This window comes from Citricoccus sp. K5, assembly GCF_902506195.1.
Lineage (GTDB): Bacteria > Actinomycetota > Actinomycetes > Actinomycetales > Micrococcaceae > Citricoccus.
Window position 1 is genome coordinate 2,068,270 of sequence record NZ_LR732817.1, and the last position, 26,654, is coordinate 2,094,923.

The 26,654-nt window shown below is 69.0% G+C and carries 23 protein-coding genes; 11 read left to right on the forward strand and 12 right to left on the reverse strand.

The annotated features are described in order from the left end of the window. Positions 1-147: 147 nt before the first annotated feature. Positions 148-1,728, reverse strand: coding sequence for a glutamine-hydrolyzing GMP synthase (guaA, locus tag BOSE125_RS09155; protein ID WP_159554977.1), 1,581 nt, complete (start codon positions 1,726-1,728; stop codon positions 148-150). 110 nt (positions 1,729-1,838) lie between these two features. Between guaA and BOSE125_RS09160 the strand changes: the two genes are divergently transcribed. Beyond that, positions 1,839-3,188, forward strand: a complete 1,350-nt coding sequence (locus BOSE125_RS09160) for an MFS transporter (RefSeq protein ID WP_236557902.1) — start codon at positions 1,839-1,841, stop codon at positions 3,186-3,188. On the opposite strand, the gene BOSE125_RS09165 is transcribed toward BOSE125_RS09160, so the two are convergent. From BOSE125_RS09165 to BOSE125_RS09185, 5 genes are all read right to left on the reverse strand, one after another. Continuing rightward, positions 3,154-4,095, reverse strand: coding sequence for an AEC family transporter (locus tag BOSE125_RS09165; RefSeq protein ID WP_159551922.1), 942 nt, complete (start codon positions 4,093-4,095; stop codon positions 3,154-3,156). The two genes, BOSE125_RS09160 and BOSE125_RS09165, sit on opposite strands and share 35 nt — an antisense overlap. Positions 4,096-4,132: 37 nt before the next feature. Next, positions 4,133-5,401, reverse strand: coding sequence for an enolase C-terminal domain-like protein (locus BOSE125_RS09170; protein ID WP_159554981.1), 1,269 nt, complete (start codon positions 5,399-5,401; stop codon positions 4,133-4,135). Positions 5,402-5,472: 71 nt separating this feature from the next. Then, positions 5,473-7,137, reverse strand: a complete 1,665-nt coding sequence (locus tag BOSE125_RS09175) for an aldehyde dehydrogenase (NADP(+)) (protein WP_159551924.1) — start codon at positions 7,135-7,137, stop codon at positions 5,473-5,475. A 75-nt stretch (positions 7,138-7,212) separates the two neighbouring features. Further along, on the reverse strand, positions 7,213-8,157 hold the full coding sequence (locus tag BOSE125_RS09180; protein ID WP_159551926.1) for a 5-dehydro-4-deoxyglucarate dehydratase: 945 nt from the start codon (positions 8,155-8,157) through the stop codon (positions 7,213-7,215). Positions 8,158-8,316: 159 nt separating this feature from the next. After that, on the reverse strand, positions 8,317-9,201 hold the full coding sequence (locus BOSE125_RS09185; RefSeq protein ID WP_159551928.1) for a LysR family transcriptional regulator: 885 nt from the start codon (positions 9,199-9,201) through the stop codon (positions 8,317-8,319). A gap of 151 nt (positions 9,202-9,352) precedes the next feature. On the opposite strand from BOSE125_RS09185, the gene BOSE125_RS09190 reads away from it, so the two are divergent. The 4 genes from BOSE125_RS09190 to BOSE125_RS09205 are packed head-to-tail and all read left to right on the forward strand — an operon-like array spanning position 9,353 to position 12,973. Beyond that, positions 9,353-10,354 carry a tripartite tricarboxylate transporter substrate binding protein gene (locus BOSE125_RS09190; RefSeq protein WP_159551930.1) on the forward strand — a complete coding sequence of 334 codons (1,002 nt, stop codon included), beginning with the start codon at positions 9,353-9,355 and terminating at the stop codon, positions 10,352-10,354. Positions 10,355-10,396: 42 nt separating this feature from the next. Then, positions 10,397-10,972 carry a tripartite tricarboxylate transporter TctB family protein gene (locus BOSE125_RS09195; RefSeq protein ID WP_159551932.1) on the forward strand — a complete coding sequence of 192 codons (576 nt, stop codon included), beginning with the start codon at positions 10,397-10,399 and terminating at the stop codon, positions 10,970-10,972. Between the two features lie 43 nt (positions 10,973-11,015). After that, positions 11,016-12,578, forward strand: coding sequence for a tripartite tricarboxylate transporter permease (locus tag BOSE125_RS09200; RefSeq protein WP_159551934.1), 1,563 nt, complete (start codon positions 11,016-11,018; stop codon positions 12,576-12,578). Next, complete coding sequence (locus BOSE125_RS09205) at positions 12,575-12,973, forward strand: universal stress protein (protein WP_159551936.1); 399 nt, start codon at positions 12,575-12,577, stop codon at positions 12,971-12,973. Before BOSE125_RS09200 ends, BOSE125_RS09205 begins: the two co-directional genes overlap by 4 nt. A 27-nt stretch (positions 12,974-13,000) precedes the next feature. Here the strand turns inward: BOSE125_RS09205 and BOSE125_RS09210 are convergent, their stop codons facing one another. Beyond that, positions 13,001-13,672, reverse strand: a complete 672-nt coding sequence (locus BOSE125_RS09210; protein ID WP_236557903.1) for a GntR family transcriptional regulator — start codon at positions 13,670-13,672, stop codon at positions 13,001-13,003. 199 nt (positions 13,673-13,871) lie between these two features. Here BOSE125_RS09210 and BOSE125_RS09215 point away from each other — a divergent pair, with 199 nt between their 5' ends. Together BOSE125_RS09215 and BOSE125_RS09220 are read left to right on the forward strand one after the other, a co-directional pair. Continuing rightward, positions 13,872-15,446: an ABC transporter substrate-binding protein gene (locus BOSE125_RS09215; RefSeq protein WP_159551938.1), complete on the forward strand. Its 1,575-nt coding sequence runs from the start codon at positions 13,872-13,874 to the stop codon at positions 15,444-15,446. 60 nt (positions 15,447-15,506) lie between these two features. Next, entirely contained in the window at positions 15,507-16,424 is a 918-nt protein-coding gene (locus BOSE125_RS09220) for a dihydrodipicolinate synthase family protein (protein ID WP_159551939.1), read from the forward strand. A gap of 42 nt (positions 16,425-16,466) precedes the next feature. On the opposite strand, the gene BOSE125_RS09225 is transcribed toward BOSE125_RS09220, so the two are convergent. From BOSE125_RS09225 to BOSE125_RS09235, 3 genes are all read right to left on the reverse strand, one after another. Further along, positions 16,467-17,201 (reverse strand): FadR/GntR family transcriptional regulator, encoded by a 735-nt coding sequence (locus BOSE125_RS09225; protein WP_159551941.1) that lies wholly within the window; start codon positions 17,199-17,201, stop codon positions 16,467-16,469. A 32-nt stretch (positions 17,202-17,233) separates the two neighbouring features. Then, complete coding sequence (locus BOSE125_RS09230; protein ID WP_159551943.1) at positions 17,234-18,385, reverse strand: L-talarate/galactarate dehydratase; 1,152 nt, start codon at positions 18,383-18,385, stop codon at positions 17,234-17,236. A gap of 109 nt (positions 18,386-18,494) precedes the next feature. After that, positions 18,495-20,123 (reverse strand): DASS family sodium-coupled anion symporter, encoded by a 1,629-nt coding sequence (locus tag BOSE125_RS09235; protein ID WP_159551945.1) that lies wholly within the window; start codon positions 20,121-20,123, stop codon positions 18,495-18,497. A 173-nt stretch (positions 20,124-20,296) separates the two neighbouring features. On the opposite strand from BOSE125_RS09235, the gene BOSE125_RS09240 reads away from it, so the two are divergent. From BOSE125_RS09240 to pyk, 4 genes are all read left to right on the forward strand, one after another. Continuing rightward, a complete protein-coding gene (locus BOSE125_RS09240) occupies positions 20,297-21,202 on the forward strand; it encodes a LysR family transcriptional regulator (RefSeq protein WP_159551947.1) in 906 nt (301 codons plus the stop codon). 116 nt (positions 21,203-21,318) lie between these two features. Further along, positions 21,319-22,416: a tartrate dehydrogenase gene (locus BOSE125_RS09245; RefSeq protein ID WP_159551949.1), complete on the forward strand. Its 1,098-nt coding sequence runs from the start codon at positions 21,319-21,321 to the stop codon at positions 22,414-22,416. Between the two features lie 92 nt (positions 22,417-22,508). After that, positions 22,509-23,669: a glycerate kinase gene (locus BOSE125_RS09250; RefSeq protein ID WP_236557904.1), complete on the forward strand. Its 1,161-nt coding sequence runs from the start codon at positions 22,509-22,511 to the stop codon at positions 23,667-23,669. Continuing rightward, the gene (pyk, locus tag BOSE125_RS09255; RefSeq protein ID WP_159551951.1) at positions 23,666-25,096 is read left to right on the forward strand and encodes a pyruvate kinase; all 1,431 of its coding nucleotides are present in this window, start codon (positions 23,666-23,668) and stop codon (positions 25,094-25,096) included. The genes BOSE125_RS09250 and pyk overlap by 4 nt, the downstream gene beginning before the upstream one ends. 37 nt (positions 25,097-25,133) lie before the next feature. Here the strand turns inward: pyk and BOSE125_RS09260 are convergent, their stop codons facing one another. Both BOSE125_RS09260 and BOSE125_RS09265 read right to left on the reverse strand, forming a co-directional pair. Further along, on the reverse strand, positions 25,134-25,682 hold the full coding sequence (locus BOSE125_RS09260; RefSeq protein WP_159551953.1) for a DUF3817 domain-containing protein: 549 nt from the start codon (positions 25,680-25,682) through the stop codon (positions 25,134-25,136). Next, complete coding sequence (locus BOSE125_RS09265; RefSeq protein WP_159551955.1) at positions 25,679-26,647, reverse strand: SURF1 family protein; 969 nt, start codon at positions 26,645-26,647, stop codon at positions 25,679-25,681. Before BOSE125_RS09265 ends, BOSE125_RS09260 begins: the two co-directional genes overlap by 4 nt. Between the last annotated feature and the right edge of the window lie 7 nt (positions 26,648-26,654).

Here is a 26,654-nt window from a genome sequence, read left to right on the forward strand (position 1 = left end):
CGGCCGCTTCCCCGCCCTGCCCACGACGACGGCCGGTGCGGTGGGGCCGCGAGGCACCAATGCTTGTTTCCACGGTACACAGGCGCACCGCGGATTCCCCCCAGGGAAACGGGCCGGTTCTCCGGCGCCCGCCTCCTGACGGAGGGCTTACTCCCACTCGATGGTTCCCGGAGGCTTGCTGGTCACATCCAGGACCACCCGGTTGATGCCGTCCACCTCGTTGGTGATGCGGTTGGAGATCCGTGAGAGCAGGTCGTACGGCAGCTGAGCCCAGTCAGCGGTCATCGCGTCCTCGGACGTGACCGGCCGCAGCACCACGGGGTGACCGTAGGTCCGGCCGTCACCCTGGACGCCCACGGAGCGGACATCGGCCAGCAGGACCACGGGGCACTGCCAGATGTGGCGGTCCAGGCCGGCGGCGGTCAGTTCCGCGCGCACGATCGCGTCGGCCTGGCGGAGCAGGTCCAGGCGTTCCCGCGTCACCTCACCGATGATGCGGATGCCCAGGCCGGGGCCCGGGAAGGGCTGGCGCCAGACGATCTCATCCGGCAGCCCGAGCTCGGAGCCCACGGCACGGACCTCGTCCTTGAACAGGGCGCGCAGCGGTTCGACCAGCTCGAATTCGATGTCCTCCGGAAGCCCGCCCACGTTGTGGTGGCTCTTGATGTTCGCGGTGCCCTCACCGCCGCCGGACTCCACGACGTCCGGGTACAGGGTGCCCTGCACCAGGAACTTCACGTCCTTGGCTTCCGGGTCATGGCGGGACTCGGCGATGATGTCCGCCTGGGCCTTCTCGAAGGTCCGGATGAACTTCTCGCCGATGATCTTGCGCTTGGCCTCCGGGTCCGTCACGCCGGCCAGGGCCTCCAGGAACACGTCCTCGGCGTCCACCATGATCAGCCTGGCACCGCCCGTGGCCGCTCCGAACGCCTTCTCGATCTCCTCGGACTCGTCCTGGCGCATCAGGCCGTGGTTGACGTAGACGCAGGTCAGCTGGTCCCCCACGGCCCGCTGGACCAGGGCGGCGGCCACAGCGGAGTCCACGCCGCCGGACAGGCCACAGATGGCCCGGTGCTCGCCGATCTGCTCGCGGATCAGCTCGACCTGCTCCTCGATCACGGAGGTGGTGGTCCAGGTGTCCTTCAGGCCGGCACCGTGGTGCAGGAAGTTGCGCAACACCTCCTGGCCGCGCTCGGAGTGGCCGACCTCCGGGTGCCACTGCACGCCGTAGATCTTCTTCTCCGGGCTCTCGAACGCCGCCACGGGGGCGCCCGGGGTGCGGGCGGTCACGGAGAAGCCGGCCGGGGCCTCGGTCACCGAGTCGGCGTGGCTCATCCACACGACCTGGTCCACGTCCTGCCCGGCAAAGAGCACCGAGGTGGACCCGATGGCCTCCAGCCGGGTGGAACCGTACTCCCGGGTGTCGGTCTTGGACACGGTGCCTCCGAGTGCCTGCGCGATTGATTGGAAGCCGTAGCAGAGGCCCAGCACGGGGACCCCGGCCTCGAGGAGTTCCGGGTCGAGCCCGGGCGCGCCTTCGGCGTAGACCGAGGAGGGGCCACCGGAGAGGATCAGGGCGGCGGGATTGCGGGCCAGGATGTCCTCGGCCGAGAGCGTGTGCGGAACGACCTCGGAGTACACGTTGGCCTCGCGCACGCGCCGGGCGATCAGCTGGGCGTACTGGGCTCCGTTGTCCACCACCAGCACGGTCGGGAAGTCAGCGGCGATCTGCGGGTTGTCCGGGGTGTCCGGCCGGTGGTCCGGTGCTGTGGTCTGGTCGTCAGCCTGGGAGGAAGTCACCCGTCAAGGATAGTGCAGGAGCAGGGCACAATGTCCTCGTGGCCCCAGACTCCCCCACCGATGACATCGCACTGCTCCCGCACGCCCGGGCGGCCCAGCGCCGTGCCGTCCGCGTCCTCGGCACCGCCCAGGTCTTCTCGGGATTGGGCAACGGCGCCACGCTGTCCCTGGGCTCGATCCTCGCCGTGGAACTCTCGGGCGCCGAGTCCAACGCCGGCTTCGTCAACACCGCCATGACGCTCGGCTCGGCGGCGGTGTCCATCCCGCTGTCCACCCTGGCGGTGCGACGCGGGCGGCGGGTCGCCCTGGGGATCGGCCTGGCCGCAGGGCTGCTGGGTCAGGCGCTCATGGTGGCCGCCGTCGTCACCCGGTTCTTCCCCGTCCTGCTGCTGGGAGCCTTCCTGGTGGGCTTCGGTGCCGCCGTGAACCTGCAGGCCCGGTTCGCCGTCACGGACCTGTCCGAGCCGCGGCACCGCGGACGGGACCTGTCCGTGGTGGTCTGGGCCGTCACCGTGGGCGCCGTGTTGGGTCCCAACATGGTGGGGCCGGGCGCCGTGGTGTCCGGTTGGCTCGGGCTGCCCGTCCATGCCGGGCCCTTCCTGATCTCCGGGGCCGGCATGGCCGTGGGCGCCGGCATCATCCTGACCGGCCTGCGCCCGGATCCCCTCCTGTTGCGCCGGCGGCTGGAGGATGCCGCGGAAAGCCCGACGCCGGCCGGTCGCCCGGGCGGCCCGGTCCCGCTCCGCCCGGGTGCCGGGTGGGTCGCCGGGTGGCGGATCGTCCGGGCTCAGCCCACCGCGCTGGCTGCCGTGCTCACCGTGGCCGGCGCCCACGCCGCGATGGTCGGTCTGATGTCTATGACACCCCTGCACCTCCAGCACGAGGCGGGGCTCAGCGGCAGCGAGCTGGGGCAGCATCCGGACACGGTGGTGCTGATCGGATTCACCCTGTCCCTGCACGTGGCCGGAATGTATGCCCTCTCCCCTGTCATCGGCATGCTCGCGGACCGCTACGGCTCGGCCCGGGTGGCCGGTGCCGGGCTGACGGCACTGGTGGCCGCGGCGGCCCTGACGGGGATCTTCCCCCATCAGCACCTCGCCGTGGTGACCGGGCTCGTCCTGCTCGGCCTGGGATGGTCGGCCGCCACGGTGGCCGGATCCACGTTGCTCGTGGCCGCCCTGCGCCCAGCCGAACGGGTCCCCGCCCAGGGCTTCTCGGACGCGGTGATGTCCCTGGCGGCGGCGGTCAGTTCGATCGCGGCGGGCCCGATCATGGGCGGCCTCGGCTTCACGGGGCTCTCGGCCGCACTGGCCGGCGTCGTGGTGCTGTGCGGCATCGGGGTGGCGGCACTGCTCAGGGCCCCAGCAGCAGCGCCACCCCGAGGATGACGGGCAGGGACAGCACCGCGGAGGCGAACACGATATCCCGCACCAGCAGGTTGGGCAGCTTGAACTGGCTGGAGAACAGGTAGACGTTTTGCGCCGTCGGCAGCGCCGCCATGGCCACCACGCCGAACAGCTCCAGGCCGGTCAACCCGAAGAGGTAGTGTCCCGCCGCCCACGCCACGGCGGGCATCACCAACAGCTTGACCACGGAGCCCCACACGATGTCCGGCATCTGGCTGCGGTCCCGGAACGGGCGCTGGGAAGCCAGGGAGAGACCGAACACGAACAGCAGCATCGGGATGGAGGCGTGGCCCAGCATGTCCACGGGGGTCCAGATCGCCTCGGGCGGGGTCCAGTCCACGAGGGCCAAGACGGCACCGATGGCGGTGCCCACGGTGACCGGGTTCGCCACGGAGGCCAGCACGGTGCGGGCCAGCCTCGGTTGGGCGGAGCCGCGCTGGCGTGAGCACCACCCGAAGACGGTCAGGTAGAACGGCGCGAGCACCAGCAGCTGCGTGACCAGCACGGACACCGCCGGGACCGAGCTGCCCACGGCGTAGAGGGCGATGGGCAGCCCGATGTTGCCGGCGTTGACGTAGGAGGCCGCCATGGCCCCCACGGCGATCTGGCCCGCCTGCCGCTTGAGCACGAGCCAGCTGACGAGCGCGTAGCAGCCCCCGGCCACCACAGCGGTGACGAGGGCGGCCGGGGCGTAGACGCCCACGAGCGCCTGCAGGTCGATCTCGGCCACCAGCACCACCATCAGCAGCGGGTTGGTGACGTAGTAGATCGCCGGGGTGAGCCCCTGCTGGATCTTCGCGGTGGTGTCCCGCGGAAGGAGCACGGCGGAGAGCAGGCCGATCCCGATGATGACCAGGACGATGCTGAATCCGAGCAGTACTCCTTCCACGGGGGACGACGCTACCCGAGCGCGCTACCGGCCCGCGTCAGCGGACCAGGCAGGGCCGCTTCGCGTCGAACTCCCACCCCGGGACCAGGTACTGCATGGACACGGCGTCATCCCGGGCACCCAGGCCGTGCTCCAGGTACAGCTCGTGGGCCGCGGCCAGCCGCGCCCGGTCCAGCTCGATGCCCAGCCCCGGGGCGTCCGGGACGCGGATCTCCCCGCCCTGGATCCGCAGGGGGTCGGCGGTGAGACCCTGGCCGTCCTGCCAGATCCAGTGGGTGTCCAGGGCGGTGATCTCCCCCGGCGCCGCGGCGCCGGCGTGGGTGAACATCGCCAGCGAGATGTCGAAGTGGTTGTTCGAGTGCGATCCCCAGGTCAGGCCGAACTCGTGGCACAGCTGCGCCACGCGGACGGAGCCGGCCATGGTCCAGAAGTGCGGGTCCGCCAGCGGGATGTCCACAGCGTTGGTGCGGATGGCGTGGGCCATCTCCCGCCAGTCCGTGGCGATCATGTTCGTGGCGGTCTGCAGCCCGGTGGCCCGGCGGAACTCGGCCATGACCTCCCGGCCGGAGAACCGGCCCTCGGCCCCGCAGGGGTCCTCGGCGTAGGCCACCACGCCCCGCATGCGCTTCCCGAGGCGGATGGCGTCCTGAAGCAACCATCCGCCGTTGGGGTCCAGGGTGATGCGGGCCTCCGGGAAGCGGTCCTTGAGCGCGGTGACCGCGTCCACCTCCAGGTCACCGGCCTGGACGCCGCCCTTGAGCTTGAAGTCCTGGAACCCGTACCTGGCCTGGGCGGCCTCGGCCAGCCGCACCACGGCCGCCGGCGTCATGGCCTGCTCGCGGCGGACGCGCTCCCAGTCGTCGGCACCGTCCGGCTCGCGCAGGTAGGGCAGGTCGGTGGAGTCGGGGTCACCCACGTAGAACAGGTAGCCGAGCATCGGCACCGTGTCCCGTTGCTGGCCGTCGCCGAGCAGCTCGGCGACGGGCACCCCGAGGAACTGACCGTGCAGGTCCAGCAGGGCGGACTCGATCGCGGTGACGGCGTGCACCGTGGTGCGCAGGTCGAAGGTCTGGAGTCCGCGCCCGCCGGCGTCCCGGTCCGCGAAGGCCGTGGCGATGTCCCGCAGCAGGCTGCGGAACCGAGCCACCGGCTTCCCGGCGATCAGTCGGCCGGCCTCCTCGATGGTGGAGCGGATCCTCTCCCCTCCGGGCACCTCGCCGAGGCCCGTGCGGCCCTCGGAGTCGGTGATGATGGCGATGTTGCGGGTGAAGAACGGCCCGTGGGCGCCGGAGAGGTTCAGCAGCATGGAGTCGTGCCCCGCCACGGGGACCACCTCCACGCCGGCGATGGTGGGTTGGGCCACCGCGCTCACCGTCTTCACTCCCCCGCCCGCTCGGCCAGCACCGTCTCGCCGTCGATCCGGCGGTTCAGGTGCCAGGGGTTGGACTGGCGCACCGGCGCCGGCAGGAGGGCCTCGGGGAGGTCCTGGTAGGCCACCGGGCGAAGGAATCGCTCGATCGCGACGGTACCGACCGACGTCGTGCGGGAATCCGAGGTGGCCGGGAACGGGCCGCCGTGCACCATGGCGTGACCCACCTCCACGCCCGTGGGCCAGGCGTTGGCGAGGATGCGCCCCACCTTGCGCTCCAGCTCCGGGATGAGCGGGGCCGCCGCGGCGTGATCCGACTCCGTCAGGTGCAGGGTGGCGGTCAGCTGGCCCTCCATGCGGCGGGTCGCGGCGATGAGCTCATCCAGGGAGCCATAGCGGATGAACAGCGAGGCCGCCCCGAAGATCTCCTCGTGCAGGACCTCGTTGGCGCCGAAGGTCTGCGCATCCGTGCCGTAGACCACGGGGGCCGGGGCGTTCCGGGTGGTCCCGTCCGTGCCCTGGCCCACGGCGCTCACGCCCTCCTGCGAGGACAGGCGCTCGACGCCGGCCGTCCAGGACTGCGCGATCCCGGCGGTGAGCATGGTCTGCCCCGCCTTCTCGGCCAGGTGCCGGGAGACGGCCGCGGCGAAGCGGTCGCCGGACTCACCGGCCGGGACGAACACGAGCCCGGGGGCGGTGCACAGCTGCCCGGAGGAGCCGGTCAGCGAGCCCACGAAGGACGCGGCGAGGGCGTCCACGGAGTCCGGGTCACCGGCGAGCGCGCCGGCGAAGAAGTAGACCGGGTTGATCGAGCTCATCTCGGCGTAGACCGGGATGGGCTCGGGGCGGGCTGCGGCGGTGGCCATCAGTGAGGTCCCGGCCCCGCGGGAGCCGGTGAAGCCGATGGCACTGATCCGCGGGTCGGCGGCGAGTGCCTGGCCCACGGAGGCGCCGGGACCGTAGACGAGGGAGAAGACGCCCGGGTGCAGCCCGAGCTCCGCCGCGGCGTCGGCGATGGCCCGTCCCACGATCTCGCCGGTGCCGGGGTGCGCGTTGTGGGCCTTGAAGACCACGGGGCAGCCGGCGGCGAGCGCGGAGGCGGTGTCCCCGCCCGCGGTGGAGAAGGCCAGCGGGAAGTTGCTGGCGCCGAAGACGGCCACCGGTCCCAAGGGGATCCGGCGCTGGCGGATGTCCGCGCGCGGCATCGGAGTCCGCTCCGGCTGGGCCGGGTCCACGCGGACTCCGCGGTGGTCCCCCTGGCGGACCACCCGGGCGAACAGGCGCAGCTGGCCGGTGGTGCGGCCGGTCTCGCCGGTCAGCCGGGCCTCGGGCAGGCCGGTCTCGGCCATGGCGCGGGCCACGAGCTCGTCCTTGACGGCCTCGATGTTGTCCGCGATTCGCTCCAGGAACGCGGCGTGGGTCTCCGGGTCCAGGGTGCTGAAGGAGGCGAAGGCCTCCTCCGCGGCTTCCGTGGCCCGGGCCAGCTGCTCGTTCTCGATCAGCGAGTAGGCCGGCTCCAACGGCTCGTCGGTGGCCGGGTTGTAGCCGCGGGTGCTGCCGCCCGTGCCGGGCACGGACTCTCCGGCGATGATCGAGTGGCCGGTCAGGGCCGTCCGAGTGGAAGAGGTGGAGGGGCTGGAGGGGCTGGAGGGGCTGGAGGGGCTGGAGGTCATGGGATGCTCCTTCGTGGTCTGTGTCGTCTGCGTCGTCGGTGTTCGGGCGGACGTGGCTGGGCCGGCCGGGCCCGTTCAGGCGGCCGTGGCCGCGGCGGCCGGGTGGATGCCGGCCTTCTCGATGAGGGCGGACAGGTCCGTGCGGTCCTGCTCGGTCAGATCGTGCAGCGGCGGGCGGACCCCGCCGACGTTGCGGCCGATGGCCCGAATGCCGGCCTTGACGATGGATACGCCGAAGCCCTTGCCCCGGTCGCGGATCTCCAGGTAGGGCAGCACGAAGCGGTTGAGCTTCTCGGTGACGGCGTCCCGGTCCTGGTTGCGGACGTCGCGGTAGAAGTCCAGGGCGAACTCGGGGACGAAGTTGAACATGGCCGAGGAGTAGGTGCTCATGCCCAACTGCAGCAGCGGCAGGGCGAAGGTCTCCGCGGTGGGCAGGCCGCCCAGGTAGAACATGCGGTCGCCGTTGCGGGCGTAGACCTTGGCGAGGTGCTCGATGTCCCCGGTCGCGTCCTTGAAGCCGATGAAGTTCTCGTGGCGGCGGGCCAGCTCGGCCACGGTCTCGGCCGAGTAGATGGCGTTGGCGCGGTTGTAGACGATCACGGCGGTCCGGGTGGAGCCGACGACGGCCGAGGCGTGCTCCAGCAGGCCCTGCTGGTCGCACTCGGTCAGGTACGGCGGCAGCAGCAGGACGCCCTCGGCGCCGGCCGCCTCGGAGGCCTGGGCCTGGGCGATGGCCTGGCGGGTGGAGCCGCCGGCGGATCCGAGCACCGGGACCTCGGGGCGGGAGGACTCCACGGAGGCGCGCACCACCTGGGCGTGCTCGGCGTCGGTCAGGGAGAAGCCCTCACCGGTGCCGCCGGCCGCGAACAGGCCGGCGACGTCGTAGCCGGACTGCCAGGTGACGTGCTCGCGCACGGCCTCCTCGTCCACGGACTGGTCCGCGGCGAAGGCGGTGGCGGGGAAGGACAGCAGGCCGTCCTTGAGCCGGGCTGCGAGTTCCTGCGGGGTGTACTGGGCCACGAAGACCATCCTCCTCGTCATCGACGCGGTCGGTCCGCGCCGGGGGGCTGGACGGCATGGGTGCCGTTCACTGACCACCGTAGGAACGCTCTGTCATTCCTGTCCAAGGCTTAGTTTGTATCCTTCGATACCCGCAGAGCATGGTCACTCGGGGCCGGTTCAGTCGGCCCCGGCCTCGAGCGCGTCCAGCACGCGCCGCAGCGCCGGGTTGGCGTTGTGGTGGTGCCAGATGGCGTGCAGGTGCACTGCCCCTTCGGCCTCGGCGGCCAACGGCAGGAAGCGGACGCCGTCCACGCCGAGCATGCGGGCACTCGAGGGGACGAACGCCACCCCCCGGCGGGCCCGGACCAAGGCCACCATGGTGGTGATCTGTCCCACCGTGTGCACCACCTGGCCGTGGTCGATCGGGAGCATGCGCACGATGAGATCGTAGAAGTACCGCGCTGTCAGGGGGGAGTGCATGATCAGCGGGACCCCGCGCAGGTCCTCGTGCCGGATCCGGCCGCGGCGGGAGGTCAGCGGGTGGTCGGCCGGCACCGCCAGCACAAGGTCCTCCGCCAGCAGCAGGTGGGACTCGAAGGTCTCGGCGTCGAAGGGCGGCCGGGCCAGCCCGAGGTCCAGGGAGCCCTCGAGCAGCGCGACCGCCTGCTGGCGGGTCACCAGCTCGGACAGCTCGAGTGAGACCTTGGGCAGGGCCTCCGAGATCGAGGTAAGCAGCTCCCCCAGGATCCCGAAGCCGGCCGCCGCGGTGAAGCCGATCCGGACGATGCCCTCCTGGCCGGAGGCGATCGACCGCGCGGCGGCGGGGGCCCGCTCGGCCGCCGCCAGCAGTTCGCGGGACTCGGCCAGGAACGCCCGGCCCGCGGTGGTCAGCTCCACGGTGCGGTGGTCCCGGTCCAGCAGCACCACCCGCAGGTTCCGCTCCAGTTTCTGGATCTGCCGGCTCAGCGGCGGCTGGGTCATCTGCAGCCGCTCCGCGGCCCGCCCGAAGTGCAACTCCTCCGCGACGGCGACGAAGCACCTAATCTGGTCCAGGGTGAACATGATGCCTTCCGGGTATCACAATATGCAGTAATGGGCTTGGACATGCATCCTAGGCCGTTCCTAGTCTCGACAAACACCCGCCTCGTGAGTCACCTCACAACGGCACCTGTCAGTCATCACCATGGATCCCCACCCCGAGGAGCGAACGGCCATGACGTTCACCACCGCCCGCCGTACTGTCCTGTCCGTTGCGGCCGCCGCCGCAATGCTGTCCGTCTCCGCCTGTGGCGGCAACGTGGGCGGGGGCGGGGGGGAGGACGCCGCGGCCTTCCCCGAAGGCCCCATCACCCTGACCGTGGGCCAGGCCGCCGGCGGCTCCACCGATCTCATCGCCCGGTCCCTGGGCGAGGGCATGTCCGAGGACCTCGGTCAGACGGTGGCCGTGGTCAACCAGCCCGGCGCCAACGGCGCCGTGGCCACCCAGGAGGTGGCGGGCAAGGAGGCCGACGGCCACGAGCTCGTCCTGCTCAACGCCTCCCTCATCACCATCACCCCGCTCGCGGTCTCCGAGGAGGAGGCCGTGGACCTGGAGAACCTGGACGTCATCAAGGGCCTGTCCCAGGACGACTACGTGCTCGTGGCCTCCGCGGAGTCCGGCTTCGAGACCCTCGAGGACATCCAGGGTGCCGACTCCCTGACCTACGGCACCACCGGCGTGGGCACCGGCTCCCAGCTGGCCCAGGCCATCCTCTTCGCCGAGGCCGGGGTGGACGGCACCGAGGTCCCCTTCGATTCCGGCTCCCCCGCCCTGACCGCGGTGATGGGCAACCAGGTGCAGGTGGCCACCATCCAGCTGGGTGAGGCCAAGCCACAGATCGACGCCGGCACCGTCACCCCGATCCTGACCTTCTCGGCCGAGCGCAACGAGTTCCTGCCGGACACGCCGACCGCCACCGAGGCGGGCTACGACATCCCGGTGTCCCAGTACCGCGCGTTGGCGGCGCCGAAGGGCCTGCCGGAGGAGACGAAGACCCGCCTGGTCGAGGCCGCGGACGCCGCACTGGCCACGGACACGTACCAGGCCTTCAACGAGGACAACCTGCTGACCCCGCACGAGATCTCCGGTGAGGAGGTCGTCACCGAGTGGAACGAGTTGCGTGACCGCTACGCCGAGCTCGTCGAGGAGCACGGCATCTCCCTGACCGGTGACTGACCTGCCCCTGAACCAGACGTGAACCAGCAAGGGAGGGACGCCATGCCGTCCACCGCACCCACGAACGACGACCACCGGGCCGCGCCGGCCCCGGATTCCGGAGACCTCACGGACGAAATCACGGAGAAACTCACGCCGGAGGAGTTGGCCGCCGCCTGGGCCGCCGAGGGCCCGCCCCCAGCGGGCCCGGTGGCCAACCTCGGCGCCTCGCTCGTGGTGCTGGCCCTGGGCGTGCTCGGCGTGGTGGTCTCGATCGGACTCGGCACCGGTGACGCCACCAACCCGGATGCCGGCACCTGGCCGTTGGCCGTCAGCGTGCTGATCTGCGCCCTGGCACTGGCCCAGCTGATCGTGGGCCGCCGCGGTGGCGCCGACGGGGAGAGATTCACGAAGTATTCGGTCATCACCGTTGTCGGCTTCCTCACCCTGATCGGCATGGTGGTCCTCGTCCCGCTGATCGGCTTCGAGGTGCCCTCGCTGGCGCTGTGCATCATCTGGATGAAGTTCCTCGGCGGGGAGAGCTGGCGCTCTGCCCTGCTCTACTCGGTGATCGTGGTGGCGGCCTTCTACGCCATCTTCATCGCCGCCCTGGGGACCTCGATCCCCCACCTGATCTGAACCTGACCCGGCTCCCCCACCCGGAAGCACCCTAAGGACCCCCATGGACTTCTTCCAACCGGTCCTGGACGGCTTCGGCACCGTCCTGGACCCCACCAACCTGCTGTACTGCCTGCTCGGCGTCACGGTCGGCATGCTGATCGGCGTACTGCCCGGCCTGGGCCCGGCCGCCACGATCGCCATCCTGCTGCCGCTGACCTATGGGGTGGAGCCCGTCACGGCCATCATCATGCTGGCCGGCATCTTCTACGGCGCCCAGTACGGCGGCACCATCACCTCCGTGCTGCTGCGCCTGCCCGGCGAGGCCTCCACCGTGGTCACGGTGTTCGATGGCTACCAGCTTGCCAAGCAGGGCAAGGCCGGCACTGCCCTGGGCATCGCCGCGATCGGCTCGTTCATCGGCGGCACCGTGGCCATCATCGGCCTGACCTTCCTGGCCCCCGTGGTGGCCGGCTTCGCCCTGGACTTCGGCCCGCCCGAGTACGCCGCGCTGGCGCTGCTGGGCATCCTGCTGGTGGCCACCATCAGCAACGGCGCCAAGATCAAAGCCCTCATCGCCGCGGCCTTCGGCCTTCTGCTGGCCACGGTCGGACGGGACACCTTCACCGGCGCCGAACGGTTCACCTTCGACAACCTGTCCCTGGCGGACGGCATCGACTTCGTTCCCGTGGCCATGGGCCTGTTCGGCATCGGAGAGATCCTCTACAACCTCGAGGAGCGCCACCGCGCCGCCAAGGCTCCGGCCTCGGTCAAGAACGTGTGGCCGTCCCTCCAGGAGTTCAAGACCTCGGCCCCGGCAATCGGCCGCGGCTCCGTCCTCGGGTTCTTCCTCGGCATCCTGCCCGGCGGCGGCGCCACGATCTCCTCCCTGGCGGCCTACGCCGTGGAGAAGCGCTCGGCCAAGGACCCCTCCCGGTTCGGCAAGGGCGCCATCGAAGGCGTGGCCGGCCCGGAGTCCGCGAACAACGCGGCGGCCACCAGCTCCTTCATCCCCCTGCTGACCCTGGGCATCCCGGCGAACGCCACCATGGCCATCATCTTCGGGGCCCTGCTCATCCAGGGCGTCTCCCCGGGGCCGAACCTCATCAACGACGACCCCGAGCTGTTCTGGGGCGTGGTGAACTCCATGTACATCGGCAACATCCTGCTGCTGATCATGGCCATCCCCCTGATCGGCATCTTCGTGCGCGTGCTGCGGGTCCGCGGCGCCATCCTCGCCCCGATCACCGCCCTCATCACCCTGCTGGGCGCCTACACCATCCGCAACTCGATGTTCGACGTGCTGCTCGTGGTCGTCTTCGGCGCCATCGGCTACCTGATGAAGAAATTCGGCTTCGAGCCCGGCCCGCTCGTGCTGGCGTTCGTGCTCGGTTCCCTGCTCGAGTCCAACCTGCGCCGTTCCCTGCTCGTCTTCGAGGGCGACCTGTTCGGCTTCGCCTCCCGGCCCATCTCCGGCACCCTGCTGGTGATCTTCGTGGTGGTGGCCCTGCTGCCGATCATCAAGTCCGCCATCGACCGGCGCCGCCGTCCCGGGCTGGCCGCCACCGTGGCCGGCACCACCGAGCCTGCCCAGAAGCCGTCCCAGAAGAACAAGGAGAACGCATGAGCATCCTGGTCGGATACGTCCCCACCCCCGTGGGAGAGGCCGCCGTCACGGCGGCGATCGAGGAGGCCACCCTGCGGGGTCAGGACCTGCTGATCGTCAATTCCCAGCGCGAGGGCGCCCTGGCCGATGCCACGGTGGCCTCCGCCGAGGACCTCGACCGCGTGATGGCCGCCGCCCGGGGCGCCGACGTCGCGGCCACCGTACTGCGGCCCACACACCGGGACGACCTCACCGAGTCCATCCTGGAGCTGGCCGAGGAGCACGACGTCTCCCTGATCGTCATCGGTCTGCGCCAGCGCACCCAGGTGGGCAAGTTCATCATGGGCTCCCACGCCCAGCGGATCCTGCTCCAGGCCGAACGCCCCGTGCTCGCGGTGAAGGCGCGATCGACATAGGCAGACAGGGGCGCTCCCCCTACCTGTCTACCCGTCGCCTGCCAGGACCCGCTCGAAGAATCTGCTGATATGCCCGGTCGTCAAGCGAGCGGCGCCTTCGGCGTCGCCGGCCTCCGCGGCCTCGAGGATGTCCCGGTGTTCGTCCCACTCGAACTCCGAAGGGTGCAGGACGCGCCCCTCGGCGTCATGCCAGGCGACCACACTGATGAGGGCGGTCCGATCACGCAGGTTGTCCAACACCTCCCGCATCAGGGGGTTGCCGCAACCGGCGTAGAGCAGTGAGTGGAAATCCCGATTGACGAGACTGAGTCCTGCCCGATCACCGCCCTGATCGATCAGCCGGCGGGCCGTCTCGAGCGATCGCCTGGCCTCGCCCAGGAACCCCTCCGAGCCTTCGGCGACGGCCCGGCGCACGGCCTCGGGTTCGATCAGCAGCCGAAGGTCCCGCACTGACGTGATGAGTTCACTGTCGACGGTCTGCACCCTCATACCCTTGTAGGCCACGGACTGCACCAGCCCCGAATGGGAGAGGATCTTCAGCGCCTCCCGCACCGGAGTCTTCGACACTCCGAATTCGGCCGCCAGTTCGGCCTCCACCAGCGGTTGCCCCGGCCGGAGCTCATGGGTCAGGATGCCCCGTCGGATGGCCTCCAGGACCACCTCGATCCGCGACTGCGGCAGGTCCAGTTTGGTGCTCACGCCTCCACCTTTCATCAGTTGCCAGGCCTTCCGGTCAGGCACACCCCCTCATTGTGACTGTTGACACATCGAAACGAGGATGATTAACCTTCGTACATCGTATCTGAGATATCAGACACTACGCCCTGCCGAGGCGCGATGTCCGAGACTGCAACGGACCCTGCGGTCCGCCCCATCGGTCCGACCCTGGAGGAAAGTCATGGCACGAACACCGTCCCGCTCAATCCGCACCGTCCGCACCCGTCGCGTAGCGGGCGTCACCGTGGTGCTCACCGCACTGCTCACCACACAGGCCTGCGCCATGGACACGCAGTCCACGAGCTCGACCGAGTCTGCAGACACCATCCGCATCGTCCTCAAGGACGAGCCACCCACACTGGAGACGTGCCAGGGGTCCCAGAACTCCACTGGCCTCGTGACCCGCTCCAACATCGCTGAGGGATTGACCTCACGCGACGCGGACACGGGAGATCTCAACCCCGCCCTCGCGACCGAGTGGGAGCAGACATCGGACAACACATGGACCTTCACACTCCGTGACGGGGTGAGTTTCCATGACGGAAGCGCCTTCGACGCGGAGGCTGCCGCCTACTCGATCGAGCGCGCCCTCCTGCCGGAGATGGCATGTGACGTTGCCGGGCAGTTCTTCGGCGACCAGACGGTCACCACGAAGGCCGTCGATGCCGACACCCTCGAGGTCACCACCGCAACGCCGGACCCCATCCTTCCTCTCCGACTCTCCTTCGTGGGCATCGTCCCGACCACGACGGACAACACGGCGAAGGTTCGTGAACCCATCGGCACCGGCCCCTACCAGTTCAAGGACTGGCAGGCCGGCACGAGCCTCTCGCTCGAGCGCTTCGACGACTATTGGGGCGAGGCCCCCGACTTCGGTACCGTCGAGTACCTCTGGCGCTCAGAGGGTACGATCCGCGCTGCCATGGTGACCAACAACGAGGCCGACCTGGCGATCACCCTGGCGCCCGAGGACGGCGCCGGGGACGCGGCGGTCCAGTACAAGACCAATGAGGTCACCTACATGCGGATGGATGCCGGTATCGCCCCGCTGGACGACCGCAGGGTCCGTGAGGCCGTGAACTACGCACTGGACAACGAGGGCATGCTGGGCTCGATCTTCGCCGGTCAGGGCCAGCTCGCGACGCAGCTGGTCCCCGAAGGCGTGATCGGGCACAACCCGGAGATCACGCCGTGGCCCTATGACATGGACCGGGCGAAGAAGCTCATCGCGGAGGCCAAGGCCGACGGGGTCCCGGTGGATGAGAAGATCACCATCATCGGCCGCACCGGCTTCTACCCCAAGGCCGATGAGGCCATGGAGATCGTGCAGAACTCTCTGACGGAGGCCGGCCTGAACGTCGAGGTCCAGATGGGCGATGTCAACACCTGGCTGCAGCACCTGCTCCGTCCCGTGCCCACGGACTTCGGTCCACGGCTGCTCATGGGAATGCACGGGAACCAGGCAGGCGACGCCTCCTTCACCATGGCCAACAACCTGGGTAGCGCGGGCTCGCAGAGCAGTTATGGGACAGAGGAGCTGGATGCACTCATCGCGGCGGCCGAGGTGGCGTCCGGGCAGGAGCGCCAGGACGCGTTCGCCGAGGCGCTCGCCTACCAGGACGAGGAGATCGTCCGCGACGCCATGATGGTGCAGGTCGGTGCCACGCTGGCGCTGTCGCCGAAGGTCGACTATGAACCGACGACCGCCACCGGCGACGAGATGCGGGTCGCCGACATGCACAAGGCCACGCCATAACGCGCCGTTACGGCACGACCACCCCAGCGGATCCCACCGCATCAACCAAGGAGAGTAATCATGACCCTCGAACTCATGCGGGAGCGGTTGGCCGGAGTGGTGGCCATTCCCGTGACGCCCTTCGACCGCCACGGCGGAATCGATGATGAGGCCTTCACCCGCGTGCTGGCGCGCATGGTCGACGCCGGCATCCAGGTGGTCACCCCCAACGGCAACACCAGCGAGTACTACTCACTCACCGACGCCGAACGGAGGCACTGCGTGGAGCTCACCGTCCAGTCGGCCGGTCCGGGGTGCTCGACCCTGGCGGGTGTGGGCGGAGCGGTCCCCGAGGCGGTCGAGGCCGCGCGCCATGCCAGGTCGGCCGGCGCACAGGCGATCATGGTCCACCAGCCCACCCATCCGTTCATGTCCTCGGAGGGGTGGGTCGAGTACCACCGCCAGATCGCCGAGGCCGTTCCGGAACTCGGGGTCGTGCTCTATCTGCGCAATCCCCGTATCGACGGTGCGTCCGTGGCCCGGCTGGCGGATGCGGCCCCCAACCTGGTGGCCATCAAGTACGCCGTCCCGGACCCCGTGCGGATGGCCACCGTCTCCCGGGACTGCGACAGACCCCACCTGGTCTGGATCGCCGGCCTGGCCGAGCTGTCAGCCCCGGGCTACTGGGCCGTCGGGGCCACCGGATTCACCTCGGGGTTCGCCAATGTCGAGCCCACGCTCTCCCTGCGACTGCTCGAGGCACTGCGGACCGCTGACACCGAGGGGGCCATGCGGATCTGGGAACTCATCCGCCCCTTCGAGGAGCTGCGGGCCCGCAACGAGTCCGAGCACAACGTGTCCGTGGTGAAGGAGTCCCTGGCACAGATGGGACTGTGCGAACGCGATGTCCGCCCACCCATCAGCACCCTCACGGCAGCAGACCGGCAACGGGTCGAGAAGATGATGCTGCAGTGGCAAGGAGCGCTGCAGGCGGGATGATCCGGCTCGAGCGGACCTGAACTCCGCACCCCGCGGGAGTTCCTAGCGGCCCGTCGATTCCTCCAGGAACCGGCGGGCCGAGTTGCGCAGGTGGGTGCGCATGGCGGCGGCGGCACCCTGGGCATCACCATCCACGACGGCGGCCGCGACCGCCGCGTGTTCGGCCGCCACCACGGTGGCCCGCCGGCCAGCTCCGGCCTCGTCCAGCCGCGCCCGCGGCATGGCGATCATGGCGGGGCCAAGGGCGTCCAGCGCCTGCAGCATCAGCGCACTGCCGGACGCCTCCGCCACGGACCGGTGGAAGGCGAAGTCCAGGCGGAGCAAGTCGGCGGGCCCGGCTGGATTCGAGGCACCCGCGCTCGCCGCGAAGGCCCGTTCGGCCCGCTGCACACCCTCGGCCATGTCCTCCGACCGGCGAATGGCCGCCAGGGCTGCCGCCTCGGACTCGATCGCCACCCGGTAGTCGATGAGGTCCATCCTCCCGGCCACCGAGTTCGTCGGGGTCGTCCGGGGAACCGGACGGCCGGCGTCGTGCACGGCGGGCGGGGTGAGCACGAAGCTGCCGCTGCCGCGCCGGGTGTGGACCAGCCCTTCGGCCTGCAGCCTCAGGATGGCCTCCCGGACCACCGTGCGGCTGACTCCGTGCGCCGTCACCAGTTGGTTCTCACTGGGCAGCTTCTGACCCGGCACCAACTCGCCGCCGACGATCCGGCGGCGCAGGTGGTCCACGAGGGCCTCCGTGCGGGAAGGACCGGAGCGTGCGGGCGTGGATGTCATGGGCTCATTCTGGCAGGTGACGGCCCTGCCGCTCAGGCGCGGCCGAACTCCACGGTCTCGGTGGTCCAGGCACGGGCCTGATCGCTGAGGCTCACGCCGAGCCCCGGGCGCTGCGGCAGCAGCATGCGGCCACCGGAGGTCTCCAGGCGCTCGTTGAACAGCGGATCGAGCCAGTCGAAGTGCTCCACCCAGGGCTCGCGGGGATAGGTGGCGGCCAGGTGGAGGTGGATCTCCATGGCAAAGTGCGGGGCGAGGTCCAGCCCGGCCTGATCGGCCAGGGTGGCCAGCCGCTGGAACTGGGTGATGCCGCCGACGCGCGGGGCATCCGGCTGGATGATGTCGCAGGCCCGGGCAGCGATGAGCCGTTCATGCTCAGCCACGGAGGCGAGCATCTCCCCGGTGGCGATGGGGGTGTCCAGGGCCGCGGTGAGGTCGGCGTGACCCTGCACGTCGTAGGCGTCGAGGGGTTCCTCGATCCAGACGAGGTCGAACTCCTCGAGCCGGCGGCCCATGCGCAGGGCGGTGGCGCGATCCCACTGCTGGTTGGCGTCCACCATCAGCGGCACGTCCGGGCCGATGTGCTCGCGGACGGCGGCCACGCGGCGCAGGTCCTCCGCCGAGTCCGGCAGCCCGACCTTGATCTTGATGCCGCCGATGCCCTCCTCGATGGACTGGGAAGCACGCTCCTTGACCTCCTCGATGGAGGCGTTGAGGAAGCCGCCCGAGGTGTTGTAGGTGCGCACGGAATCGCGGTGGGCGCCGAGGAACTTGGCCAGCGGCAGCCCGGCCCGCTTGGACTTCAGGTCATACAGGGCCACGTCCAGCGCCGCGAGGGCCTGCGTGGCCACCCCGGAGCGGCCCACGGAGGCACCGGCCCACAGCAGCTTGGTGTACAGCTTGGCGATGTCGTTGGGGTCCTCGCCGATCATGCTCTCGGCCACCTCGCGGGCATGGGCGAACTGGGCAGGCCCCCCGGCGCGCTTGGAGTAGGAGAAGCCCAGGCCCTCGTGGCCCTGCTCCGTGGTGATCTCGGCGAAGAGGAAGACCACCTCCGTCATGGGCTTCTGCCGGCCGGTGAAGACCTTGGCATCCGAGATCGGCGTGGCCAGGGGCAGCCGTGCCGTGGAGAGCGTGACGTGGCGGATGGCATCGGGGGTGTACGGCGCTTCGAGACTGGCGGGCATCAGGTGACTTCCCTCGGGACGGGGCACCGTGGGGCGCCCGGGTTGCTGGACACAACTGATCATACAAGTTGCCAACTTGTATGACCAGAGGGGAGGGCAACCGAAGCGGCTACCCGCCGATGCCGGTGACCGCGACCATCACGGGAATGATGGTGATGATCAGGATCGCACCCAGGATGTCGAACCCGATACCGGTACGGATCATCCTGGTGATGGGAACGGTGCCCGAGCCATAGACGATGGCGTTCTGCGGAGTCGACACCGGAAGCATGAAGCCGAAGGAGGCCGCGAACGTGGCCGCCAGAGCAGGAACGAAGGGGTCAACGTCCATCGCGACGCAAAGTGGGATGACGATGGGGACGACCACGGCCGCCGAGGCGGTGTTGCTGGTGGTCTCAGAGATGAGAATGGCGAGGATGACGGCAAACACGGTGATCGTGGCGACGCTGGTGACGCCCAGATTCTGTGACGCCGCGTTGCCGATGGTCTCGGCCAGACCGGTGTCGGCGAGGAGCGCGCCGAAGATGATCCCGGTGCCGAAGAGCAGGATGGTGCCCCAGTCGATTCTGGCCGCATCAGACCAGGTGAGAGTTGCCTGACGCTTCTTCCAGTTCGTGGGAAGGATGAACAGCAGAGCGGCCCCCAACACGGCGACGATGCCCTCATCCAGACGGTCGTCGAGGACGGCGTAGGCCTCGGAGTCCGCCCCCAGGACGAGACTTGCCACGGCCGGGAGAAGCCAGAGGGTGACCGTGAAGCCGAAAGCGATCAGGGTATTGACCTCAGCCCGCTTCATCTTTCCGTGCGCTGCCTTCTGCTCCCGAATGAATTCCTCGACACCGGAGATCCGGCGAATCTCCGGCTTGTTGAGCAGGAACATGACGGCAGCAAGGACGGCGAACATGGCCAGGCACAGCGGCGCGGCGGTGGCCGTCCACTGGGCGAAGGAGATGCGCTCCCCGGTGGCCTCCTCGATGAGACCACGGCCGATCAGGTTCGGCGGCGCCCCCACCGGCGTGAGGAGTCCGCCGACGCTGGCACCGTAGGCCAACATGAGCATGAGCGCAGCCCCGACGCGCAGACGCAGGGGATCGAAGGTGGCCTTCACGACTCCGCGGTCCTGCATGAGCTGGGCAATGACGGCCAGGATGCCCAGGGCAGTCGGCATCAGCATGGCCACCGTGGCCGTATTCGAAACGAAGGCCGACAACAGGCATGTGATGGCACCGAACGCGATGATGATGCGATAGGTGGATTTCGCAACGCCGGGGATCGACAGGACGGCGAAGGCCAGTCGCTGGGCGATGCCGTGCTTGAGCATGGCCTGAGCCAGGATGAACGCACCGATGAAGGTGAAGATCGTCGTCGACCCGAAAGGCGCCAGGACGTCTCCGGCAGGGGCCACCCCCAGGACCACGACGGCGGCCACGCCGATGAGTCCTCCGATCGGAATCGGCACCGGTTCGCAGATCCACAGGATGATCACCCCCAGCAGGACCGCCGCCAGGAGTTGCTGCGTCGAGTCCATGGGGGTGGGCAGTAGGGCGAAGGCAATCGCCACGGCCGGGGCCAGGAAGAACCCCAGCGTCTGGCGTGCGCGCTCGAACTTCTCCTCGCGGGGCGACAGGGTCTGTTCACTGAGGCTCCGGAAGGTCTTGCCGCCCAACAGGGCAGCGGTGACGTCGGTCCGCCGGGGCGCCGCAGGCGTTCGGCTGGTTGCAGAGAGGGTGCTGGACATCCTGGTCCTTTGCTCGTTGGGTGCATCCCACCCTGCCCGTGTGATTCGGATCACGTCCAAGACTAGTAACCTACTGTCGGTATAGGTAAAACCAATGCGAACTCGCCTCCCGATCGCCGTCCCACATGGCCCCGCCACGGATCCGGGCTCGCAGGACACGTGAAAGGTGAAGCATGGACGTGAGGCATTTGCGGTACTTTTTGGCCGTAGCCGACCATCAGGGCTTCAGCCGCGCCGCGGAACAGCTGTTGATCGCCCAGCCATCCCTCTCGCAGACGATCAAGGCCCTGGAGCAGGAGATCGGACTACCACTGTTCCACCGAGTGGGGCGGCGGGTGGTCCTGAGCGAGGCAGGCAAGGAACTCGTAGGACCGGCCCGGCTGGTGGTCCGCGACCTCGAGGCGGCTCGAGCGGCACTCGATTCCCTCAAGGGTGTGCGCAGCGGCAGGTTGGAGTTGACAGCCATGCCCTCGCCGGGGATCGAACCGTTGACCTCCATGCTCGCCACCTACACTCAGCTCCACCCGTCCGTGACCGTCAGTGTGGAGGCGGCCTTCACGTCCGAGAGCGTCGTCACCTCGCTCCGGAACGGTCATGCGGAGATCGGCCTTCTCGGCTCGGACCGGCCCATTCTGGTCCCGGACCTGAAGGTGATGCAGCTCGAGCGACAGCCGCTGATGCTCATCGTCAACCCCCACGCGGATTCTTTTGGATCCCAGGACACCCTCCAGCCAGCAGACCTCGGTGGGCACCGGGTGGTCGTATCCCAGCGGGGATCCCTGATGCGGTCGCTCGTGGACGACATCCTGGCCAGTGGCATTGGCGTGGAGATCGCTGTGGAGGTGGCCCACCGCACCTCCGTCCTGCCCCTCGTGCTGGCCGGCGTCGGGCATGCCGTGATGCCCTCGTCCTGGGCTCCACTGGCGCGGCAGTCCGGCCTTCGGGTCATGGACATCGAGCCGATCTCTATACTCCACGTCGCCGTGCTGAGCCGAGAGAACAACCTGACCCCCGCCGCTCAGGCCTTCCTGTCCGTGGCACAGGACCACGCCAGCCAGCACACTGACAGCATCGAATAGGTTTTTCCTATTCGGCATATGCCAATCCAGTCTTGGACGCAATGGAACCTGGTGGCTCTAATGGAATTCGAAACCGCACACGAGATGCGGAGAACGGTCGCAAAGGAGAACAACGCATGAGCGAGACCCGAGTTTTCAAGATCGCCTCGATCCCCGCGGACGGCGTAGGCAAAGAGGTGGTTGCTGCAGGCCGCCGTGTGCTGGATGCCCTGGCCCAGCAGTCCAACGGCTCGTTCGCCTTCGAGTGGACCGAATTCCCCTGGGGCTGCGAGTACTTCGCCGAGCACGGAGTGATGATGGACCCCGATGGCTTGGAGACGCTGAGGGGCTTCGACGCGATCTACTTCGGTGCCGTCGGGTGGGAGAACGTCCCCGACCACACCAGCCTGTGGGGCCTGCGCCTGAACATCACCCAGAACTTCGACCAGTGGGCCAATATCCGTCCCGTGAAGTTCCTGCCGGGCGTCCAGTCTCCACTGCGCAAGGCTGACCACACCGAACTGGACTGGATCGTGGTCCGCGAGAACAGCGAGGGTGAGTACGCCGGCCTCGGCGGGCGCAACCTCAGCGGCCGCGGCCCGGGTAATGAGGTCGCCCTGCAGACGGCGCTGTTCACGGACAAGGGCTGCGAACGCATCATGCGCTTCGCGTTCGATCTGGCGCGCACCCGGACGGTGAAGAAGGTTTCCTCCGTCACCAAGTCCAACGCCCAGCAGTACGGCATGGTTCTGTGGGACGAGGTCTTTCAGCGGGTGGCCCTGGACTACCCCGACGTCGCCACCGAGAGCGTACTGGTCGATGCCATGAGCGCGAAGTTCATCTTGAACCCCGAGGACCTCTCCGTCGTCGTGGCCTCCAACCTCAATGCAGACATCCTCTCCGACCTCGGGTCTGCCCTCGCCGGCAGCCTGGGCCTGGCGGCCAGCGCCAACCTCAACCCCGAGCGCCGCTTCCCGTCAATGTTCGAACCGGTCCACGGCACCGCCCCGGACATCGCTGGACAGGGAATCTGCAATCCCATGGGCGCGATTGCCAGCGCCGCGCTGATGCTCGACCATTTCGGTCTGCAGGCCGAGGCCCGTCAGGTCGAGGCGGCGATCGAGGCGGCAACCGCCGCTGGCCGCCTCCCCCGCGATCTCGGCGGACAGTCCAGCACCGACGAGGTGACCGAGGCAATCATCGAGTCCCTGAGCATGACGCTCGCCACTGCCTGACAAGTCACCTGTCCTGTCGCTCTGACACGGTGCTCCGGGGTAAGCGGTGCCCATCGCCTAGCCCGGAGCCCCCCAACCCTGATGCAGGAATCGTGGAACACACCATGGAGACCAAGGTCCTTCTCGCCCTGGACAAGTTCAAGGGCTCGCTCACCGCCTCAGAGGCGGCCCTCGCGTTGAGCGCCGGACTGAGATCCGGCGCGGGCCAGAACCGGGTCAGTTGCCAGGTCCTGCCGCTCGCGGATGGAGGGGACGGTAGCGTGGACGCAGCGCTGGAGGCCGGATTCACACCGCTGACCGTCACGGTGACCGGCCCGACGGGGATACCCGCCGTGACCACTCTCGCCCTAGATGGCAGCTCCGCCGTCGTGGAGGTGGCTACCACGTCGGGGCTGCAGATGCTGCCGCATGGACGGCCTGCGCCGTTGAACAGCAGCAGCCTCGGATTCGGGCAGGCCGTCCAGGCGGCGTTGGACCGGGGAACCCGGCAAGTGGTCCTGGCACTCGGCGGAAGCGCCACCACCGACGGAGGCGCCGGCCTGCTCAGCGCGCTGGGCGCCCGGTTCCGCGACGACGGCGGTCGAGTCTTCGAACCCACCGGCGCCACCCTGAAGGACATCGGACGCATCGACTTGGACGGGCTCGTCTCACTGGACGGACGGGATCTCGTCGCCGCTAACGATGTCCAGAATCCGCTCCTCGGCCCGGAGGGGACCGCAGCCGTTTACGGGCCCCAGAAGGGCGCCACTCCCAGCGACGTGGTCCTCCTCGAGAACGGCTTGGCCCATCTTGTTCGTCGTCTGGACGAAGCGGGTGCGCCCGGCACCGACTGCGCGTCAACCCCGGGCGCCGGCAGCGCCGGAGGACTCGGATTCGCCGCGATGCTCCTCGGCGCCCGCATGGTCTCCGGCGCGGAGTTCTTTCTCGACCTCCTCGGCTTCGACCAGGCCCTAGCTGGATGCGATCTGGTGGTGACGGGAGAGGGCAAGATCGATCAGCAGACCCTCTCCGGCAAACTGCCCCTCGTCGTGGCCCGCCGAGCCGCATCGGTGCCGGTCGTCGCCGTTGTCGGCTACAACGCCCTGGAGGTCGACGAGCTCCCGGGGCACCACATTGAACGGATCTATGCACTGAGCAGCATGACCACCCGAGACTGCGCCGCCGACCCGGCCCTCTCAGCCGAGCTGCTCACTCAACTCGGGCGCCAGATCATCCGCGTCTTCACCACGGCCACGGACAGGAACACCCCATGAGACGCGCCAAGATCGTTGCCACGTTCGGTCCCGCGACCGCCGGATACGCCACCACCCACGCCCTCCTTCAGGCGGGAGTGGATATCGCCCGGCTGAACATGAGTCACGGCGAGCACGCCGTCCATGAGCAGACCTACCACCAGGTCCGTGAGGCCGCACGTGAGCTCGACCGGCCGGTGGGCATTCTGGCAGACCTCCAGGGCCCCAAGATCCGTCTCGGACGGTTCGCCGATGGTCCGCACCATCTCGCGGCGGGTCAGCGCTTCACCATCACCGTGAGAGACGTGGAGGGAACCGCAGAGATCTGCTCCACCACGTTCTCCGGCCTAGCCGCCGACGTCACGCCGGGCGACATCCTGCTGATCGACGACGGCAAGGTCGCCGTACGGGCCCTGAGGGTCGACGCTACCGAGATCCTGACCGAGGTGACCGTGCCGGGCCTCGTATCCAACAACAAGGGGATCAATCTCCCCGGCGTGGCCATGAGCATCCCCGCGTTGACAGAAAAAGATGAGACCGACCTTCGGTGGGCTCTGAGGTGCGGCGTCGACCTGGTGGCCCTGTCCTTCGTGCGCGATGCGACCGACATCCGCCGCGTCCACGAGGTCATGGACGAGGTGGGCAGGCGTGTTCCGGTCATCGCGAAGATCGAGAAGCCTCAGGCCGTGGAGAAGATAGAGGAGATCATCGATGCCTTCGACGCGATCATGGTGGCCCGCGGAGACCTGGGCGTGGAGCTTCCCCTCGAGGAGGTCCCCCTCGTGCAGAAACGAGCCGTGGAACTGGCGCGCCGCTGGGCCAAGCCGGTGATCGTGGCCACGCAGATGCTGGAGTCCATGATCGAGAACCCCCGACCCACGCGAGCTGAGGCCTCAGATTGTGCGAACGCCGTCCTCGACGGCGCCGACGCGGTCATGCTCTCCGGCGAGACAAGCGTGGGCGCATTTCCGGTTGACACCGTCCGGACGATGGCCAGCATCATCGAATCCACGGAGGAACACGGTCTGGAACGAATCCCCGCGCTCGGCACCACGCCCCGGACCCGGGGCGGCTCGATCACCAGAGCCGCGGTGGAGATCGCCGACCAGCTGGACGCAAAGGTCATCTGCACCTTCACCGAGACGGGCGACTCCGCCCGTCGTCTCGCACGGCTCCGTCCCGCCACCCCGGTCTACGCGTTCTCGCCCTCTGACACCACCGTCCAGACCATGGCTCTCACGTGGGGACTCCAACCGCGGCGGGTTCCCTCGGTGGACAGCACCGACGCCATGACCGAATTGGTTGACCGGATGCTCCACGAGAACGGCCTGGCCACGCCCGGCGATCTGGTCGTGATCGCGGCCGGGTCACCTCCGGGGAGGGCGGGGACCACCAACATCATCAAGGTTCACCGCATCGGAGACCGCGCACTAGATCACGCGCACTGAGTCCGGACGTGCCGTAGCACCCACGGGCCCGGACAGGTCAGTACCGGCGCAGGGCCTCCGGGTGATCGGCGAGCTCCTGCATGGTCTCGCGGTGGACCCGCTTCTCCACGATGAAGGACAGGAAGGGCACCACGCCGCCGCCAGCGATGGCCAGCAGGCGCATCCCGTTCCAGCGCATCAGTGACCACAGGCGGAAAGCGGCGACGAGGTAGACCACGTAGAGCCAGCCATGGGCGATGAGCACGGCGATGGAGAGGTTGAGACCACCTGTCACCGAGTCCTCCGGCTGGAGGGACAAGCTGTTCGCGGCACCGTCGGCCAGGGTGCCGCCGGCGTAGAGCTCGGTGCCGTAGCCGTACTTGAAGATCATCTCGAACACGAGCAGCAGCAGCATGATGCCGGTGATCCACGCACAGATCTTGTACATCATCAGCGCCGACTTGATCTGCTGATCCGTCCCCGCGAACCGACGCGGAGCACTCTTCTCCGGCCGCGGCGGCGGCGCCGGCAGGTCCGCCTCGGTGATGTCCTCGGGGTCGGGCAGAGTGTTCGGGTCGACCGGGGGCTGCTGGTCCGGGGTGGTCACTGGTTCTCCTGCGTTTGCTGGGTTTGCTGGGTTTGCTGGGCTGACGTGGGGGCGGTGGAAGCCCCGTAATACTGTTCGTACTCTTCGATGGCCTTCCGCTTGGCCTCAAGGGCCTCGGTACGGCGGCGCTCGAGTTCTGCGGCTCTCCACTCCTCGGCCCACTGGCGGTCGAGTTCGTCCTCGTCCTGACTGCGCAGGTAGTCATCCCGCAGGAACCGCCACCAGAGGAAGATGGCGAAGCCGGCGAACACGACCCACTCGATGGCGTAGAAGATGTTCATCCAGTTGTAGGTGGTCTCCTGCGGCTGGGGGCCCACGAGCACTGGCTCCAACGCGCCGCCCTCGGCCTTCGCGCCGACCTCCTGCCCGCTGTCCGGGGCGCCTGGGCCACCGGTGGCCACCACATCAAAGGCAGCCACATAGCCGGCATAGGAGCGCACGTCCCACAGGTTGATCAGCTCGGACGAGGCCAGGTTGGTCAGCACCGTACCGTCCGCGGTGTGCTGGATGCCCTCCGGGCTGGGCCCCTCGGCGGGCAGCAGTCGCCCGGTGATGTGCAGGTCTCCCTGCGGCGCCGGGTCGGTCTCGGCGGTGGACGCGGTCCAGCCGCGGACCACGGGCATCACCTCACCGTTCGGGGCACCGTCCACTTGGAAGGCGCTGACCACCCAGTAGCCCTCGGTGCCGTCCTGGCCGCCGTGCAGACGCGGGTGGATGAACACGTCCGTGTCCGGGACGAAGGAGCCGGTCATCGTGACCACCTGGTCCGCCTCGGTGCCGTACATCGCCTTCTCCGGGACGAAGTGCTCCGTCAGCTCGACGGGGGTCTCTGTCTGGGTCAGCGGAGGCGGAGCGGAGGCGGAGTTGTCCATCTGCCACTTCCCGAGGAGCACGAACACCGCGGAGACCACGAGCGCCAGGACGAGTCCGGCGATCCACTGGGGTTTCAGGGCGGTCTTCAGCACCCCACCA

Bases quoted from the DNA above. Each gene is read 5' to 3' on its own strand.
- BOSE125_RS09170 (WP_159554981.1), bottom strand. From the start codon at position 5,401: ATGCTGCTGAACCTCTCCGGCGCCCACGGGCCGTTCTTCACCCGCAAC.
- BOSE125_RS09175 (WP_159551924.1), bottom strand. From the start codon at position 7,137: ATGACCTCCAGCCCCTCCAGCCCCTCCAGCCCCTCCAGCCCCTCCACC.
- BOSE125_RS09185 (WP_159551928.1), bottom strand. From the start codon at position 9,201: ATGTTCACCCTGGACCAGATTAGGTGCTTCGTCGCCGTCGCGGAGGAG.
- BOSE125_RS09190 (WP_159551930.1), top strand. From the start codon at position 9,353: ATGACGTTCACCACCGCCCGCCGTACTGTCCTGTCCGTTGCGGCCGCC.
- BOSE125_RS09195 (WP_159551932.1), top strand. From the start codon at position 10,397: ATGCCGTCCACCGCACCCACGAACGACGACCACCGGGCCGCGCCGGCC.
- BOSE125_RS09200 (WP_159551934.1), top strand. From the start codon at position 11,016: ATGGACTTCTTCCAACCGGTCCTGGACGGCTTCGGCACCGTCCTGGAC.
- BOSE125_RS09205 (WP_159551936.1), top strand. From the start codon at position 12,575: ATGAGCATCCTGGTCGGATACGTCCCCACCCCCGTGGGAGAGGCCGCC.
- BOSE125_RS09215 (WP_159551938.1), top strand. From the start codon at position 13,872: ATGGCACGAACACCGTCCCGCTCAATCCGCACCGTCCGCACCCGTCGC.
- BOSE125_RS09220 (WP_159551939.1), top strand. From the start codon at position 15,507: ATGACCCTCGAACTCATGCGGGAGCGGTTGGCCGGAGTGGTGGCCATT.
- BOSE125_RS09225 (WP_159551941.1), bottom strand. From the start codon at position 17,201: ATGACATCCACGCCCGCACGCTCCGGTCCTTCCCGCACGGAGGCCCTC.
- BOSE125_RS09230 (WP_159551943.1), bottom strand. From the start codon at position 18,385: ATGCCCGCCAGTCTCGAAGCGCCGTACACCCCCGATGCCATCCGCCAC.
- BOSE125_RS09235 (WP_159551945.1), bottom strand. From the start codon at position 20,123: ATGTCCAGCACCCTCTCTGCAACCAGCCGAACGCCTGCGGCGCCCCGG.
- BOSE125_RS09240 (WP_159551947.1), top strand. From the start codon at position 20,297: ATGGACGTGAGGCATTTGCGGTACTTTTTGGCCGTAGCCGACCATCAG.
- BOSE125_RS09245 (WP_159551949.1), top strand. From the start codon at position 21,319: ATGAGCGAGACCCGAGTTTTCAAGATCGCCTCGATCCCCGCGGACGGC.
- pyk (WP_159551951.1), top strand. From the start codon at position 23,666: ATGAGACGCGCCAAGATCGTTGCCACGTTCGGTCCCGCGACCGCCGGA.